Raw genomic sequence first — 16,054 nt, forward strand, 5'->3', positions numbered from 1 at the left:
ACCCCCGTCCCCACATCACTTTCCTATGCAATAAGAACACTCCCCCAAATATTCCACCTGCGACAATGGAACTGCCTGAACATACGCAATGATGGACCGGCAGCTTTTAGAAAGATGAAAGCTTGTGCCATATGGCATGACATAAACCGTACTGCCGCTTCCCATACCGCTGCTTCCCGTACTGCCGCTCCCCGTACTGCCGCTTCCTGTACCTCCGTTTCCAGCACCACAGGTCCCGCAGGGAGAATACCTTCCTCCTGATTCATTCCGCAGTTCCCCCACAACACCAAAATCCACCGCTTTTAAATCATTGTAAAGATAATGGCAGGTCCTTAAGCGGTGGTAGCGGGTGGGGTTTTTTCCGATATATACTGTCTCATCTTCTTCTCCGCCCCCATCCTTGTCACCATCTCCAAAACGTCCCCCATCCGCTCCGTTCCACATTCTGCGGCTGCATACCTGTTCCACGGGAATGCTGTTGATTCCTAATACGGAAAAGGGAAGACGCATCCTATATCTCATCACTATATGGACCATCTCATCCGTCCCTATATCCGTTCCCTCAAATGATACAGCTTCCACCCACTCCCTGTTAATCCCTCCCAATATCCTGGCGGAAGCATATGCAGCTGCCAGGACGGATGAGGCTGTATCCTCTGCCCTCCCTACATCCACCTCTGCACTGCCCTCCTCTGCGGTACGAAAACAGTATTCCACATAGGCATACTGACTCAGTTCCTCCCCCACGGATTCCATTACAGCCTGTATCTGTCTCTGACGGTCCAGCATCTTCATGGGCATAATGAGGCAGAAACTTAAGAACAGGAACAGGGACAGACTGAGGGCTGCCTCTATGGAAAGACTCCCCTGCATCTGACAGGAGTTCCATGATAATGCCCCTTTTCCATGGAACAGGCGACAGCATTTACGTACTTGGAGAGGTGCGGTTGTATTTTTATTTGCTGTTTTGTTATCTGGACAATACGATTTTGATTCTTTATTCTGCACCAGAAAAAAGGGCATCATCATGAACCTCCTTTCCCCATTCCTGAAAAATCTGCAGTTCTCATTTCTATGGGCTTTTATAGTCTTCCAGGTAGCTCCCGGCTACAGCCATACGCGTATCATATGCGTAACCATCTTCCGGTCCCCGGCTTTTCCACACTCCATTTGAAAAAAACACATGTTTTCCACTGACAAGAGCTTCTGCATTCACCGTACATACACAGTTTTCCAGAGAAAATCCCGGCTGTTTCCTTGCTGTAACAATCTGCATCACATCCATCATCCGGTAAACCAGGTCCGTATCATAACCGCCGAAGATAAGTATCCTGAGATAACCTTCATAATCAATTCCGCTCCCATCTCCGCCTCCTTCCCCATCAATCAGACTCCCACTCCTTCCCATCTCCAAAAGTCCGGCCAAATCCAGTTTCCAGTCGGAGACCGTCTTAAAGACCGGTACCTTTTTTCCCTCCAATAGGCACCGCACATCCAGCAGCGCCTCTCCAAGGGCCCATACTGCCATGATAAAAAATGCCACCACCGATACGAGAGGCAGGATCCCCGTCCCTCCCACTATGGTCAGAGCCAGACTCCGTGCCTCCTGGCGTTTTCCGGAATCTGACAGGATATGTATCAGATTGAGTCCTTCTCTAAAGGCAACCAGACGCGCCGCCACACCGCTTAAATTGTCCTTGTCCTTCTTCTTTCCATGAATGATGTATTCCAGCTCATAAAATTCCCCCTTCTGCATCTCCTTTTTAAACCCTTTAAAAAAACGTATATCATATTCTCCTATAATCAGACGCTGTATCAGTGTCCTGGCTCCGGTCAAAAAGCCGGTGCTTTGGGAATCTCCATCCCGGTCTTTTTCCTTCAATCCACCGCCGTCTGTTTTCCTCTGGACAGACGGTGTGCCGGAAAGCCTGAGGTCTGTGCCGGAAACAACGGTTCCTTCCGGCAATACCAATTCCAGCATCCCTTTCCCTGCCATATTTCCTACCTGTTCCAGAAAACCTTCCTTTTCCTTATCGCGGACCCCGAATTCCACTCCCAGCAAGAGCATGCCATACTGGGACCAGCGCGCTCTCACCGGCTGCCACAAGGCAGCCTCGTCCAACTCATCGTCCTCATCCTCCGGCTCCCAGTTACTGATATACTCCATTACCTCCTCCGCCATATTAATCACATCCCCAATCCACTGAATCCTGTCCCGGCTCAGATTTGTCAGTGCCTCAACCTCCCTGCGGCGCTGTCCGTCCTGGGCCGCATATGACTCATACTGGCTGATTTCCTCCTCCAGCGCAGCCCGCACATCCCCGCTCAGGTCACTGGTTTCCTCCAAAAACCGTTCTCTGCTATTTGCCAGTTTCACATACAGTTCATCCGCCCTTTTCTCATAAGACTTTACCTGGCCCGGAATCCGTTCCAGCTCCCGTATCATTTTATTGGCCTGGGAAATGAACCTGCCTCCATCCGGCTGCTCCAGGCAATCCTTTCCCTGTTCCCACCGTTCCCTCTGGGCCAAAAGCGTACTGTTAATTATCTCCAGCGCCTTTTCAACTCTTACAGCTTCCCTGGAATGGGCGGAATATAGTTCTGAGACGCGATTAACGCTGTTACCCTCCTTCCAGGCCACCAATAGCTCTCCTGCACCTGCTTCATCCAATTCGTCCCAATCCATATCGAGCAGCCCGTACTTCATATAATCCAGTATTTCCTGTTCAAAATATCTCCCGTCCCCCTGGGTAAGGCCTGTCATATCTGTGATCCGAATCTGGTCCGCCTTCATGGGATACCAGTTGCCGGCTTCCATATAGGGCCTCATAAATTCCCTGAACTCCTTCTCCAGCGTCTCTGTTTTGTCATACTCAAGACCCAATATCCGGTATTTATTCCACAGTTCCCGGTGATACTGGGCCATAAGGGAATCTGCGGATGAGTCCACCGCCATCCGCAGATAGCATCTGGCGCCTGCTGTGCGGGCCGATTCCACGATCACACACAGCAGTGCACAGACACTGAACAGTATCATTGCCAGGAATACCGTAATCTCACCTTTCCTGCACATTAATACACCTCTTTAGACTGGCTGTTTATCTCCTTAAAGATATTTTGCAGCAGGGTGGTTATCTGCTTTTTAAAGATAATGACCAAGCCTATGAGCACCACCATAAAATTAGCCCCCTATCTGATACTCCGCATAAACACTGGGTGTAACAACAGCTTCACTGAGTAGCTTTTGTTTTTCTACCCCACATTTGCTCCGCAAATTGTATATGCTCCATCCTAAATAAAAAGCCCCAAAAGCAAAAGAGCTCACCTTTCTGGCAAGCTCTCCTGTTAAATGCTTTTCAATATTTCTTTATTAAATTAAATAGCCGATACATGTTCCCGTACGATATACCGTTCGCTAATGTCCTGTCCATTATCTCTTAAGATAATTTCTTTTTTTCACTTCTCCCTAAATTACATTGATCTTAATTGCCCTAGAGCTATTAACTCCTGAAATCTATCAATATTGTATTTCTCTATATTCGATATATAGATGTGTGTTGCATCAATGTAATTAATTTCTTTGGGCAACTCTTTCTCAGAAAATGCAAATGGTTCTGGTCTAGGATCCCTATTAAAACCTGAGTTAGTATTATACATAATAAACCAATCCCCATATTCATCTATTTTATTATCCAATAATAAAATATTATAGCCCTGACTATGATTATCTTCTATTTTTCCCCATGCTAAAACTTTCTTCCCCCTACATGTGGGATGTGAATATCTTGTGGCTGTTGGAGTGCGAATGCCATAAGAAATCGTATATCCTATAGTTTTTTTATAAGCTTCAGGATCAAGCACTGATAAAGTTATTGTAATGGTTTGAAAATTCGGCATTTTAATTGTTATAATATTTTTCTCTTCTGCAAGATCAAAATTAGCTGAATTAAAAACAATTTGACCCGAAGCGTATTGAGAATTGTATATTTCCGTATATTCTCTAAGCGGATTCAATATCTCATTATCGAAATGAAACATTATGTTTTTTACATGATCCCACCACTCTTTTCTCTTTTTTGCTTCTTCAGCTTCTTTTCTCTGCCTCGCATTATCGGTTGCATTTTGCATTGCTACAGCCGACTGTACTAATGATAACATTTTATTATCACTCGCCCCTAGCTTGTTCCCTTTATTCAAAATATCAATAATTTCCTGCCAATTTGAAAATCTTTTGCTTTTAGGTTTTTGCAGCATTCTATTAATTACTGAAACCAAATTAGGTGCAATAGAAGAATTGAACCGAATTGGGTTTTCTACCGCTGTATATAAATGTGCCTCCTCATAATTACCAGCAATAACTTCATAGGGATAATTTAATGTTGCCAATTCATAAAATACTATTCCCATAGAATAAATATCCATTGCAATCGTATTTTTTTCATTCCTCCATACTTCTGGCGCACAATATGGTGCGGTACCATATCCTTTAAATGTTACATTTCTAGTTGTTGCCTCAGAATATTTTGCCAAACCAAAGTCTGTAATCTTTAAAACGTTATCTTTAATCAATATATTATCCGGCTTAATGTCTCTATGAACTAAAATGGAATTAACATGTTCCATTCCCAAAGACAGTTGCAAAAACATGTTATACAATTCATCATTAGTAAAAAATGTGTTACTCATACGTTTCTGTTTTATGAGATCGTTTAGTGAGCCTTGATCAGCAAATTCCATAATAATAAATGGCGGATATTCTTTTAATATTTTTCCATCATGCATAAACTCATATGTAATTGTATTTTCAGCATTAATCTTCTTTGCTAAATTCAATTCATTTTGAAATGCAATATATTCTTCAGATGTTGGAAATACATTCAACATTGTCTTTAAAGCAAATTTCTTTTTATCACCTATTCTTTCACATAGAAAAACTTGTCCAAATCCCCCCGATTTAATACTACGTACAACTTTATATTCATTGCCTTTATCATCAGGTAATACACTATCTATAGTGATTATCATATAGCCCTCCTCATATCCATTATAAAATCAACTATATTTTCTCACAATTATTTTAAACCTGCAACCTGAATATAAACCCTACACTTTTTTGATTATCTCAATATATATAAAGCAAAACAGCCAATATATGTTTCCATACTATTCGCTGTTAGCTATCTTTCACACTTTATTGTTTTATTTTTTCTGATTATTTAATTCTCCTGTTAATTCCTCAACCTTTTTCTCTAACCTGCTATTCTCGTTCTCTAATTCTTTTATCCTTTTTTTCAGTTTCATAACTGCACTTTTCAAATTAATATTTGTTTCTTCCAATGCTCTATCAAATATAACTTTCTTCGGATTGTAACATTCCCCCTGTTGGAGCTGGGCATCATCTAACGCTTTTCTAACTTCCTGATTTCTATAGAAAAAGCTTTTCGCAAATCCGGTGTTTTTTGCAAGCACAGTTACCGAAATACGCTCTTTTCTTTCGAGCATTTTCTCAATCTGTTTTATAGCAATATCCGCTTTCTGCTTACTCTTAGCTTGATTCATCGCAACTATTTTATCGTATTTCATATCTGTTTTCTCCCATTTTATTTACAATCGTTTCAGTAGAGAGATTTCTTTTCTTCCAAGCTGCTTCTGAAGCTTCTCTACCTGCTGGCGAAGCTGTTCATTACTCTTAACAAGTTCCTCATTCTGCATTGTAGCTCTTAATAACTCAAGTTTCAAATCAACCATTGTATTTTCAAGCTCTTTATCCATTATAACCGGATGCTGATTTTTAAAGATTGCCTCCTGCCTGTGAATGGCATCATCCAGTTCACGCCTAACCATCTGGTTTTTATAAAAAAATCCTCTGGAAAGCCCCGTCCTCTTTACTAACTCTGCTACGGTAATCCTTTCCATATTATCAAGCATACCAGAAATAGCTTTTTTTGCAACCTCCATCTTCCTTCGGCTCTCGGCCTGTGTAATCTCTATCATTTTATCATATTTCATAATCATCCCATCCTTCTATGATATCTAATAGGATCATATCCATTTTTTCTCTTGCGGTTCTTGTCTCATCAGCCATCAGCTTATTTCCTATTTTCCGGTAATAATGCACAGATTGTGTTGAGGTATGCCCCAGCAGCTTCGCTATCATCCAGTCATCCACATGCATTTCCGTCAGTTTCTTTCCATAGCAGTGCCGGAATATATGGGTACCAAACTGCAGCAGTTCACCGTTGTCATCCCGGATATCTTCCTGGCGTATCATCTTCATGATCTGGTTTTGGATCATGTTATACTGGTAAGGTTTTGTAGGATCATTTTTCTTTACAAAAATATATGTTGTTTCCCCATACCGCTCTTTCGTATAATCGATTGCTTTCATGATAAGCCGCGCCACTTCTTCGCTGATGGCTTTTTCATACGTTACGGATTTTACCTGATGGATCCTTATAAAATACCGCCCTTCCCTCATGCTCAGGCAATCCGGCTTTAAGGTCAACGTATCCGATATCCGTGTTCCCAATAACTGGTGGATAATCAATGCCCTGCAAACCTGCTCATCCATCTTGAAAATGTGTTCGTTTAATCTCTTGATCTCCGCATCCGTGTAAAACTTGAAGATATGCCTTGGAGTGCTTGGAAAATCATTGCTTAAGAACAGTTCACTCATGCTCTGCCGTTCATATAAATTTCCGACATCCTCTATCACCCTCCGCAGGGCATAAAGATCCGATCTGTAATTTTTCCGTTCATGCGCTTCCGTTTGTAGGTAAATCAGGTACTGCTCAATATGCATCCGTTCAAGTTCCTGTAGGGATTTGATATCCGGACACCGCTTTTCAAGAAACCGGGCAAACCGCTTTACGGCAGTCATCTCACTTTGAATCGTTCCTAATGGGGAATACTTCAGATGCATAAAGACCGCTTTTTTCACTTCCTCCCGGATATCCGGCTGCGTAATCTTCGTAAAGTTGATGGTTTCCATATTCAGGATCGGGTTCGAGTGAATTGGAAAATCAAAATTTTTCAGATTCCAGATATCCTTTTCCTGCTCATCCCGGTCATCATCCTCTTTCGCAAACTTCAGGATCTTCTTCATGTGCTTTACAATGCCGGGAGTCTCAATCCCTACCCTGTCATATACCGCCCGATACTTTTTACTCGATAAAGCATATCCTTTCTCCATCATCCAACCTTTCAGCATGCGGATTATTTTTTCCTCCGTCTTTGCGTCCAGACTGCGGATATTCCGGTCGATGAGAAACTCCCTGATATTATTGTAATAGAGCAGCTCACTTGACAAGCTGGAGGGGGCAAGTTTTTTTCCTCTGTCCCATATAAAATCTTCTAACAACCTGCCGACATCCTCTGAAGGAAGCCCTTCCAGATCAAAATACCGATCCGGGCGGATATGCATTTTTTCAATCTGATCCTCAGTTGCCTGCGTATAACAGTCCATCTCATATACATAAATTCTTTTTCTCATTTCTTATCACCACGCTTCTTCACTGTGATTGCTGATGCCAGGTCATTTCCCGGTTTTTTAAAATAGGCATCATTCGCTTTGGCAATCCTCTTTGGCATGAAGTCTACATACTGTTTTGTCATGTCCTCCGAGAAGTGTCCCAGATAATCCCGGATTGTCTGTATAGAAACGCCATCGTCATAAAAACGGGTAGCCAGCGTATGCCTGTAATCATGGGTTTTAAAAATATATTCCCCATCTGCAATCTGGTTCTTTATGCAGTGCTGCTGAAATTCCTGGCGGAAGGTTCCCACCCGGTATGCCCCTCCATTTTTCCCTTTAAATATGTAATCTTTCGGACGGATATGATTCTTCTCTATATATTTCCGCATGACTCTGTACAGCACTAGCGGTATAGGTATCATTTTATCCGCCTTCATCTTAATCTGGTAAACTTTCAGCCATGCATCTTCCCCATCCCAATAATAGGCGTCTCCTTTTAATGTGCATACTTCGCTGATCCTGAGTCCGGTACACCACAAATGTAAAAATATCAGCCTGGGAACCTGCGGAAATAAGTAGAGCTTATGCAGGATCTCCATATAAACTTTTTCTTCCACCGTTCTGTCATGATGCTCCGGGTATGTCTTTTTCAGATAAAACTCCGGTTGGAATGGAATTTCCTTGATGTATCCACGCACATTCAAAAACTGATAAAACTTCAAATAACACACAATTCTTTTATTAAACGTGTCATCCTTTGTATCCTTTTCTTCCAGCTCCCTGAAATAGCCATCCAGTTGATTTTCATCCACCTGGCAGATGGATATTTCTTCATTAAAATATTCCAGCAGTTTCTTAACCTCATATAACTGTCCCCGGATGTTGGCTATGGTAAGCCCTCCGATTCCGACATGGTATTTTGCGTATTCCTGTAAAAGCTCCCGGTTCTTTCGGTTGGTAACTTCTATAAAGCTCAGCCGCTGCACCGGGCTGCTCGGATTCAGCCTGTCCTCCGCCAAGTGGAACCGTTCCATATACCACACATTGGCATGCCAGTGGATCTCCGGTGCTGTCAAAAATAAAATTTTCCGGCTGTTATCAATGATCTGCATGGAATTTTTCACATTGACCACTTTCTGCTCTACGATTTTTTCAAATCGACAAATCTGGCTCAATTCCAGGCATTCCAAATCTTCGATACCTTCATCCACACAGAAATCATACAGCCAGTGCAGGGGCAGTAAGTACCGTACCCGCCTTTCCTTTGGATTGTATCGGTATAGATTTTCCAATATATAGTTTAACAGCAGGAACACCTGCCTTTTCAATTTATCAGCCGCTCTCCTTGCAAAATCCCATACCAGTTCCTGCTTATCCTGGACGTATTCAAAATCCTTAACCAGTTCCGGATCCGGCAGGTAAGGCAGGAATATAATCTGCGCTTTATACTGCATCCGGTGCCTTGCCATTCCCGGCAGGCTGCTTATCTGATTTCGGATACTGTACTGTTTGATATGGTCGAATACCTTCAGATATTTCATCACACGCTGCTCATTCCCAGTTTTTTGCAGTTCTGCTTCATATCGGCTCCGCACCGTGTAGTCAATATCCCTGATGTGATGGATCTCCTGCCGGATGAGGAACCTCTTAATGTTTCCCTTCAATGCTACATCCGGCACCTGACATTCCCGGATCTCTGAGAGCAGCTCCCCGTATTCCGTTTCTACCCAATACTGCTGGATCTTCCGCAGTGCGGACGACCGCTCCACTACCTGCTTCTTCGTATAACTGCCGCTATCCGACAAACATTTTTTATATTCCTGAAGATCTTTTTCCTCTGCCAGAATAACATCATAAATCTCTTTTTTAATAAGGAAACTTTCCGCTTCTTCCCATAGTTCCTTCTGCAATATCCCGCCTGACATAAGCTGCCTGTGAAGATGCCGTATATCCTCCTGCCGTCCAGCTTGCAGTAATCTGATTGCAGACACTTGACCGCCTCCTTCCTATAACAGATCCTGAATGCCATACATGGCCTGATGCTTACTGTAAAATGCATCACTGACTTCTATCAGTTCCTCATCTGTTATATTCAGATATTTCATGGTGGTCTCGATATTCCGATGTCCGAGTGCCTGGCTGATAAGTTCCAGCTTCCAGCCATCTTTCCGCCTCGCATTTGCGAAGTAATGTCTCAGCATATGTGGGGATGACTTGATACCAGTCTTTTCCTCCAGCCTGCGTAACATTGCATACACCCCGCTTACTTTAAATGGTTTCCCTGCGTAATCACCGGAGACATTGATAAACAGGTATTCCTGTTTCAGAATCAGTTCCTTATAATCTTCAATATAAAATGTTAGAATATCAAATGTCGCATCGCTGACCTTTGCCCTGCGGAATTCTGCATTCTTCGCCCTTGCACTATTCTCATTATCCTCCCGGAAATTCACATAGATCATGTGGTTCTCATAATCAATGTCCTCTCCATACCGGACACCTAAGAGTTCCCCGATACGAAACCCTGTCTCGGCCAATAATAAAAGCAGAACCTGATCGCGGCAGTTTGCACATTCCTGCAGCAAACTTACGATCTTGTCCTGCTCAATGGTTTTTCCCTGATGTCCTTTTTCTTTCAGATAACCCCGAAAGCTCTTTCGGTTCAGTACCCTTCTTACGCCTATCGAATTTCGCACAATCGTCTGTGCATCTGACAGAACCTTCAGGCTTTCTGACTGGTCGTTTTCCCGTTCCATAAAAGTATAGAACCGGAACACTTCTTTCAAATACGCATTGCAAGTTTCGTTATTCGGAAGCTTTGAATAATCCTCCCGGCTATGCTCACCTGCTTTTAACCATATCAGAAAGTCTGTAAAGTGTTCATGCTGTTCGGCATATTTCATTTGGTAAACATCGTCCAGGTGCAGTTGGTTCTCATCCATAAAGTTCAGATAATAGGATAATGCAAATGCGCTTCTCCGGATCGTATTCGGTGATATCTTCGACCGTTTCTTGTGCATCAGATATTTGGAAGGTAAAAGTACAATATCCATGCTTTCTTTCTCCCGGATAAAATAGAATTTTTCCTGTTTCTCCGTCTGCATGTCTACAACATATTGTGCCATTTTACTCACTTCCTTCCTTTCTAACGCTATACACAGTATACCCACTCCGGGGCAACAAAGCAATTCCAAACTCCCCTGAAAACGCCTGAAATACCACTGAACTTTTTTCGCAAAGCGGTTCCTGATCTGGTCAGAACCAACAACGCCACGAACCTGTTTCTACATATAATATCCTTCCTGTTTCTGCCTGCGGATAAAGGCTTCCACATCCTCAATTGACTCCGCCATCTGACAGGCTGGAAGCGCACACAGGACATCCTCATGATACCTGCCCCCGGCTACTGCCCGGTGGTCCAGGATAGACACTACGCAGGTATCGCTCTCCGTCCGGATCGCCCTTCCAAAACCCTGACGCAGCTTTTTCTGCATATCTGGCACAATGATATCCCGGATATATTCCGGCAGGGTAGCATACCGCTCTTTTTCCGCCTCCCTTAATGGATCCGGGACAGCAAAGGGCAGCCTTACGATAATCAGCGATGATACGATGTCTCCCGGAAAATCAACACCTTCCCAACAGGAGCCGGCTGCGAACAGCACCGCATTCTCCAATGTTTTAAACCGCATGATCTCCTCCTGGGCATTGCGCCATACTTCCACCATCGGGAAAGGCAGGCTGTCCCGCAAAATCTGGTAAACGCTGCCCATTAAAGAATAAGAGGTGAACAGCACCAGCGTATGTCCGTAAGTCGAACAGATCAGCCGTTGGATATGCTGTGCCAGCATGACGGCTTCCTCCCGGCTGCCATGCTTTGTCCTTTGCAGCGTCTGCGGCAGATACAATAAACAGTTCTTATCATAAGCAAATGGAGATTCCGCCACATATTCCGTTACCCGGACTTCCTTTCCCAGCCCGTTTTCCTGCCGGGTGCGGGAAAAGCCATTCCCGGCCTTTAAGGTGCCGCTGGTCAGGATGGCCGGGAATCCCCTGCTCCACAACACGCCGGAGAGAATGTCCGGGATCTTCCTGCTTGTGGCACACAGCTGCGGCAGTTTTCCTTTATCCTGCTCCAAATGCAGAATGTAGCGTTTGCCGGAGCCTGCAAAAATAGATAACACCTCTCCTGCTTCTTCCAGCTGGTTCCGTATCCATCCCGGAGCGATTCCCCTTAGTTTTCCTGTCAGTTCCTTTAAAAGTGCCTTTCCTTCTTCCAGCACGATGGCACATTCCTCCGTCATATGGAAAGCCGATGCTGGTCCATCCTTTGCTATGGAATTTTCTCTGACTACATGGAACAGGTTATGGAAAACACTTTTTAGCTTCTTGGCAGCCATCCCCTGATGTTCTCGTTCAAGGAAGTAGCAGATTTCCAGAATATCTTCATAGCAGAGTGATTTCCCATACATCTGCCTTGCCGCCTCTGGAAGCTTATGGGCTTCATCCACGATGAGCGCCCGGTAATCCGTCAAAAGCGGTTTATAATCTTTAGCCCGGTGGGAAGAATCCGCAAGCAGATAATTATGGTTACATATCTGGAAAAAGATATCCGGATCCCGTGCCTGTTTCAGATACATCTGGTAACGGCAGCTTGTCCTTCCCGGACATTCCTTGGGGCAGAACTTTGGGACACAGACCAGCCTGCGGTCAAAACTGCTCAGATTAGGCACCTCATCCATGTCATAGATCTGCTTTAAGGAAAACAAAGCCTTTTTCTGCAGCTCATTTTTAGGTTTTTCCCGGACAGCTTCTAACCGCACTCCCAAGCGTTCATCACAGACAAAATGCTCCTTTCCCTTCCGCACGATCGCTTTTAACGGAGAACCGATCAATCCGGCTGCCAAAAAGACATCCGATAAAAAGGGAATATACTCTTGTATGATTGCCTCCTGCAGCGCAATGCTGGATGTGGAGATGACGATTGGCCGCTTATCACACAGCCACCCATTTCCCGTGGCAGCCACATACTTCCTCATCAAGATACAGGCCACCAGATATGCATAGGTTTTCCCGATTCCCACACCCGCGTCACAGAGTGCAATGTTTCCTTCCAGCAGGGCGTCCAACATCTGGTGACTTAATTTTACCTGTTCTTCTCTGACACTTAAGCCTGCCTGCGGCAAAAGCGTCAAAAAGATAAAGTCAACCTCCTGATGTGCTTTTCTTTGATATTGATTCTTATAATTCATTTCATAGCCTGCCTTTCACGCATGACGTCAATACCAAAGAAAAACACATCCTTTTAAAGCGCGGCTGTGTTTTTCACCACAGCCGCATATATCTGATATCAACGACACACTTCCATTGATTTCTAAATTGTTGTTTCATTGTCGGCGTCACATTTGACCTCGCACCCCTGACAGCCTGTGCCACTCCTTTCATGGCATATATGGGAACATTACTGGCAGGCATCTGGCGGATGCCATTCGCAAATGTTCTGAGGGTCTTGCTGATTACAACCCGGAGTCCATCCTCTGCTCGCTGGCAGAAAACGTATCATTATCCCCCATGGATGCTCATGGCGGAGAGCCAGCCGCGGCTCCCTGACAGGTCTGATGGATCGCTCCGAGAAAACCGGAACAGATACCAGATGGAAGCCTGTACAACAAATCATACAATGGCTCACCCCTGGTATCTGTTTCCAGTTTTCCCGTCATGGCGCTCATCCTGCAACGCTACCATCCATGGGAACGTACCAGTAATGCTGGTATAAGATTTTCAATGTGCGTAAAAAGGGACACTATCCCCCTTTCTACTTACTAGCCGATGGGATGTCCCGTTTTTATTCAGCTTTCACAAATTTTTTTATTTTTTCCCGTAACCGCCTCAGTTTCGTATAAACCGTCTGCTCCGGCATACCGATATAAGAACCGATCTCCTTTGGGGCATATCCCATCATCTTAAGGACAACGATCTGCAGCGTTTTCCGGTCTGCTTCCAGCAGGATATGTAGTAACCGTTCATCACCTATGGCATCCAGCAGTTCCTCCACACTCCGAATCTGATCTTCACGGATCTCCGTTTCTGCCAGTAACAACTCCATATAATCCAGCAACGGGATCTGATGCTCCTGATAACGCCTGTCAGAATTAAAATCTGCCCAGTCGCTTTCACGCAATGCCTGAATGGACGTTTCGTCCATGCCAAGCTCCCGGAGTTTTTCTTCCTCACGTTCTTTCCACTTCTTCCATTTTTGTTCTTCTCTTGCTTTGTTATAAGCCACCTTTCTTTACCTCCGATCTGAAATTTTTTAGAAATCAAATCGAAGCGGCGGCGGTGATCGGCATCTTAATTCCCCATGACAGGGAGTATCAAAACTGTATCTTTGGATACCAGCGTATCCGGCATCTCTTATTCCAAAAGCAAATAAAATATATTGAAAACCCCAAGGCTCAGCAGCCATTTGTCCTCTCCGGATTACCAACTTTCGGGACGCCTCATGATGGTTTTATAAAGCTGCCATTGGAAGATACAGTTCATATTCAGATGCCAGTCGGCAATATTTACGAAAAAACGACAAACAAAAACACCAGACAGCTTTACCTGCTTTCTGGCGTTTTTGTTTAGTCTTGCATTATATGTGTTATTGTGCGTATTTAGCACATAGTTTAGTGCATGTTCATGGGTATAAGGTACTCTTTTATAGTCTAAGATTTTTTTCGCTGGTCACCTGACCGGAATCTATATCCTTTCGTAAAAATAATGCCATCCATGATTTACTCCTGACGGCTTATCACAGATGGCATAACACAAATAAACCCTGCTGCGAGAAGCCGTTTTTTTATTGGCTTCCCGACAGGGTTTTCCATTCTTACATGAAGAAGACACTGCTATCCTCTTTTTTTACACAGTGTTTCCCTGATTCCTTATTCTGTTTTCAAAATCGGCATCATAACACCTATTTTATACATACTCAAAGGGAATGTATTTTCCCTAATCGGTACGGTAGAATGTATTTGAGGTGAACTATCATGCCGAAAGACAAACTTATTTATTTGGGCGATTGCATCCGTTCCAAAAGGAAAGAATGCAATCTTACCCAACAGGAGCTGGCTGATCAGTGTGGCTTGGCTGTCAAGACCATTCAGGATATTGAGAAAGGCAGAAAAAATCCTTCTTACATAACCTTATCTCTTTTGATTGAACGGTTGGGAATTTCCCCAAATTCCCTCTTTCCAGCCATAGCCATCGTAAAAAACGAACTGGCAGAACACGTTATTGGTAAACTCCAGGCATGCAGTGAAGAAAATCAGGCAATTCTTCTTCATACAGTGGATTTTTTATCAGAGCAGTTACTGACCAGCCAGCACAAACCGGAATCAAAAGATTCCGAGTGAAACCAGTAGGACAAGACTTCCTTGTTGCTGCTGGTTTCTTTTTTCTGCCATTATAAACTACCGGGTTATGAACGACCTATGAATGAGTTATGAACCGTCTATAATTTTAAAAAGTTCTCGACAAAATATGGCAGAGTATGTCGGAACGGAACAGAGCCGATGAACTGTGTGAGGTTCAGCACCCACAAATTCATCGGCTCTGCGTCTAAGCGTCTGGCTCTTTGATGACCGTTATATGAAAATCTTCTGCTTCAATCAGACTTTCCTGCCTGCACTTTGGGCAGTAAAGGGGATAGTTTCTCAAAACAGTATCCTCCCGTATCTTATCACGGGTTTTACTGCCGCAGACCGGACATAAAATCCATTTTGTTTTCTCCATAATACTCGCTCCTCAACTCATAAATTTTTTGGTTGGTCTCCCTTCTAACTCTCAGATTATTTCACAGCCAACCGCCATTTTTTCTCCAACGCATACGCCTGATATGCCGTCAGCCCCATATACCCTGCAATTGCTAATAGCCATATAGTTCTCACGATAAATGCAAACTCATTTTCTAACTGCATCATATGAAAATACATGATACCGCTTCTTATAAAACCATACGCAGCAACACAATACACCGATACCGGAGAAACCCTTCTCACCTGAAAACAATATCCGGCCACAATTACAATGCAAATCAGGTAAAGGATGCTTTGAAACACTGCCGGCCATATACCGGGTGCCTACATAAGTACAAAAATGTTTGAGATTAGTACAGCTCCAAAATAAGCTGCTACAATCACTCCTGTCTTTTTAGGCGTTAATTTCCCGCGGATGGAAAATGCCAGCCCGATAAAAAGCAGTAGCGTAATTGTTAGTGATTTCATGAGATGTCACAAGATTGCTCACATCAGTTGACGCTCAGTTGCTTAGCTTTCTGTCATCAGTCAGTTAGGCAATACCGCCTGTTTCCAGGCGGCGCCTGCTTTATGAAGTTACCATTCCAAGCATTTCGTGTTCCACAACGAACTTGATCATATAGTCATCGATCAATCGTTTCTGATTCTGAAACGCATACATCAGTGCTTTTTCACAGACCCGGTTAATCATTCGTGGAATTCCGGCTGATGCTTTATGTACCTCATCTAATGCCTTGGTTGTAAATATCTCCTGCTGACATCCTGAATAAGTCATATG

At 43.7% G+C, this 16,054-nt stretch carries 14 protein-coding genes and 2 pseudogenes; 2 read left to right on the forward strand and 14 right to left on the reverse strand.

Going from position 1 to position 16,054, the window contains the following annotated elements; translation table 11 throughout:
* Positions 1-15: 15 nt before the first annotated feature.
* The 12 genes and pseudogenes from G614_RS0111275 to G614_RS0111325 all read right to left on the reverse strand — a co-directional run bounded on the left by G614_RS0111275 (position 16) and on the right by G614_RS0111325 (position 13,760).
* Positions 16-1,026 carry a hypothetical protein gene (locus tag G614_RS0111275; protein ID WP_027642019.1) on the reverse strand — a complete coding sequence of 337 codons (1,011 nt, stop codon included), beginning with the start codon at positions 1,024-1,026 and terminating at the stop codon, positions 16-18.
* Between the two features lie 46 nt (positions 1,027-1,072).
* Positions 1,073-3,073 (reverse strand): DUF5702 domain-containing protein, encoded by a 2,001-nt coding sequence (locus G614_RS0111280; protein WP_027642020.1) that lies wholly within the window; start codon positions 3,071-3,073, stop codon positions 1,073-1,075.
* Positions 3,073-3,177 (reverse strand): annotated as a pseudogene (locus G614_RS33355) (Flp1 family type IVb pilin); the annotation flags it as partial. The pseudogene G614_RS33355 and the gene G614_RS0111280, both read right to left, overlap by 1 nt.
* A gap of 294 nt (positions 3,178-3,471) precedes the next feature.
* Positions 3,472-5,025, reverse strand: a complete 1,554-nt coding sequence (locus tag G614_RS0111290; RefSeq protein WP_027642021.1) for a serine/threonine-protein kinase — start codon at positions 5,023-5,025, stop codon at positions 3,472-3,474.
* A gap of 174 nt (positions 5,026-5,199) precedes the next feature.
* Positions 5,200-5,583 (reverse strand): DUF6262 family protein, encoded by a 384-nt coding sequence (locus G614_RS0111295; protein ID WP_027642022.1) that lies wholly within the window; start codon positions 5,581-5,583, stop codon positions 5,200-5,202.
* 21 nt (positions 5,584-5,604) lie between these two features.
* A complete protein-coding gene (locus G614_RS0111300; protein ID WP_242828066.1) occupies positions 5,605-6,009 on the reverse strand; it encodes a DUF6262 family protein in 405 nt (134 codons plus the stop codon).
* Entirely contained in the window at positions 5,999-7,492 is a 1,494-nt protein-coding gene (locus tag G614_RS0111305; RefSeq protein WP_027642024.1) for a tyrosine-type recombinase/integrase, read from the reverse strand. The genes G614_RS0111300 and G614_RS0111305 overlap by 11 nt, the downstream gene beginning before the upstream one ends.
* The gene (locus G614_RS0111310; RefSeq protein WP_027642025.1) at positions 7,489-9,465 is read right to left on the reverse strand and encodes a tyrosine-type recombinase/integrase; all 1,977 of its coding nucleotides are present in this window, start codon (positions 9,463-9,465) and stop codon (positions 7,489-7,491) included. The genes G614_RS0111305 and G614_RS0111310 overlap by 4 nt, the downstream gene beginning before the upstream one ends.
* 15 nt (positions 9,466-9,480) lie before the next feature.
* Positions 9,481-10,599 carry a tyrosine-type recombinase/integrase gene (locus G614_RS0111315; protein ID WP_027642026.1) on the reverse strand — a complete coding sequence of 373 codons (1,119 nt, stop codon included), beginning with the start codon at positions 10,597-10,599 and terminating at the stop codon, positions 9,481-9,483.
* A 159-nt stretch (positions 10,600-10,758) separates the two neighbouring features.
* On the reverse strand, positions 10,759-12,726 hold the full coding sequence (locus G614_RS0111320) for an ATP-dependent DNA helicase (protein WP_027642027.1): 1,968 nt from the start codon (positions 12,724-12,726) through the stop codon (positions 10,759-10,761).
* 327 nt (positions 12,727-13,053) lie between these two features.
* Positions 13,054-13,194, reverse strand: a complete 141-nt coding sequence (locus tag G614_RS31250) for a hypothetical protein (protein WP_155245041.1) — start codon at positions 13,192-13,194, stop codon at positions 13,054-13,056.
* Between the two features lie 125 nt (positions 13,195-13,319).
* The gene (locus G614_RS0111325; protein ID WP_027642028.1) at positions 13,320-13,760 is read right to left on the reverse strand and encodes a hypothetical protein; all 441 of its coding nucleotides are present in this window, start codon (positions 13,758-13,760) and stop codon (positions 13,320-13,322) included.
* A gap of 53 nt (positions 13,761-13,813) precedes the next feature.
* Here G614_RS0111325 and G614_RS0111330 point away from each other — a divergent pair, with 53 nt between their 5' ends.
* A complete protein-coding gene (locus G614_RS0111330; RefSeq protein ID WP_027642029.1) occupies positions 13,814-14,104 on the forward strand; it encodes a hypothetical protein in 291 nt (96 codons plus the stop codon).
* A gap of 404 nt (positions 14,105-14,508) precedes the next feature.
* The gene (locus G614_RS0111335) at positions 14,509-14,874 is read left to right on the forward strand and encodes a helix-turn-helix domain-containing protein (RefSeq protein ID WP_027642030.1); all 366 of its coding nucleotides are present in this window, start codon (positions 14,509-14,511) and stop codon (positions 14,872-14,874) included.
* 205 nt (positions 14,875-15,079) lie between these two features.
* On the opposite strand, the gene G614_RS0111340 is transcribed toward G614_RS0111335, so the two are convergent.
* Together G614_RS0111340 and G614_RS31715 are read right to left on the reverse strand one after the other, a co-directional pair.
* Positions 15,080-15,253, reverse strand: a complete 174-nt coding sequence (locus tag G614_RS0111340; protein ID WP_027642031.1) for a cysteine-rich KTR domain-containing protein — start codon at positions 15,251-15,253, stop codon at positions 15,080-15,082.
* Positions 15,254-15,844: 591 nt separating this feature from the next.
* Positions 15,845-16,054, reverse strand: a pseudogene (locus tag G614_RS31715) (AAA family ATPase); the annotation flags it as partial.

This window comes from [Clostridium] clostridioforme AGR2157, from assembly GCF_000424325.1.
GTDB lineage: Bacteria > Bacillota > Clostridia > Lachnospirales > Lachnospiraceae > Enterocloster > Enterocloster clostridioformis_A.

Excerpts from the sequence above, each read along its gene's own strand:
- G614_RS0111275 (WP_027642019.1), bottom strand. The coding sequence starts at position 1,026 with ATGATGCCCTTTTTTCTGGTGCAGAATAAAGAATCAAAATCGTATTGT.
- G614_RS0111280 (WP_027642020.1), bottom strand. The coding sequence starts at position 3,073 with ATGTGCAGGAAAGGTGAGATTACGGTATTCCTGGCAATGATACTGTTC.
- G614_RS0111290 (WP_027642021.1), bottom strand. The coding sequence starts at position 5,025 with ATGATAATCACTATAGATAGTGTATTACCTGATGATAAAGGCAATGAA.
- G614_RS0111295 (WP_027642022.1), bottom strand. The coding sequence starts at position 5,583 with ATGAAATACGATAAAATAGTTGCGATGAATCAAGCTAAGAGTAAGCAG.
- G614_RS0111300 (WP_242828066.1), bottom strand. The coding sequence starts at position 6,009 with ATGAAATATGATAAAATGATAGAGATTACACAGGCCGAGAGCCGAAGG.
- G614_RS0111305 (WP_027642024.1), bottom strand. The coding sequence starts at position 7,492 with ATGAGAAAAAGAATTTATGTATATGAGATGGACTGTTATACGCAGGCA.
- G614_RS0111315 (WP_027642026.1), bottom strand. The coding sequence starts at position 10,599 with ATGGCACAATATGTTGTAGACATGCAGACGGAGAAACAGGAAAAATTC.
- G614_RS0111320 (WP_027642027.1), bottom strand. The coding sequence starts at position 12,726 with ATGAATTATAAGAATCAATATCAAAGAAAAGCACATCAGGAGGTTGAC.
- G614_RS31250 (WP_155245041.1), bottom strand. The coding sequence starts at position 13,194 with ATGACGGGAAAACTGGAAACAGATACCAGGGGTGAGCCATTGTATGAT.
- G614_RS0111335 (WP_027642030.1), top strand. The coding sequence starts at position 14,509 with ATGCCGAAAGACAAACTTATTTATTTGGGCGATTGCATCCGTTCCAAA.
- G614_RS0111340 (WP_027642031.1), bottom strand. The coding sequence starts at position 15,253 with ATGGAGAAAACAAAATGGATTTTATGTCCGGTCTGCGGCAGTAAAACC.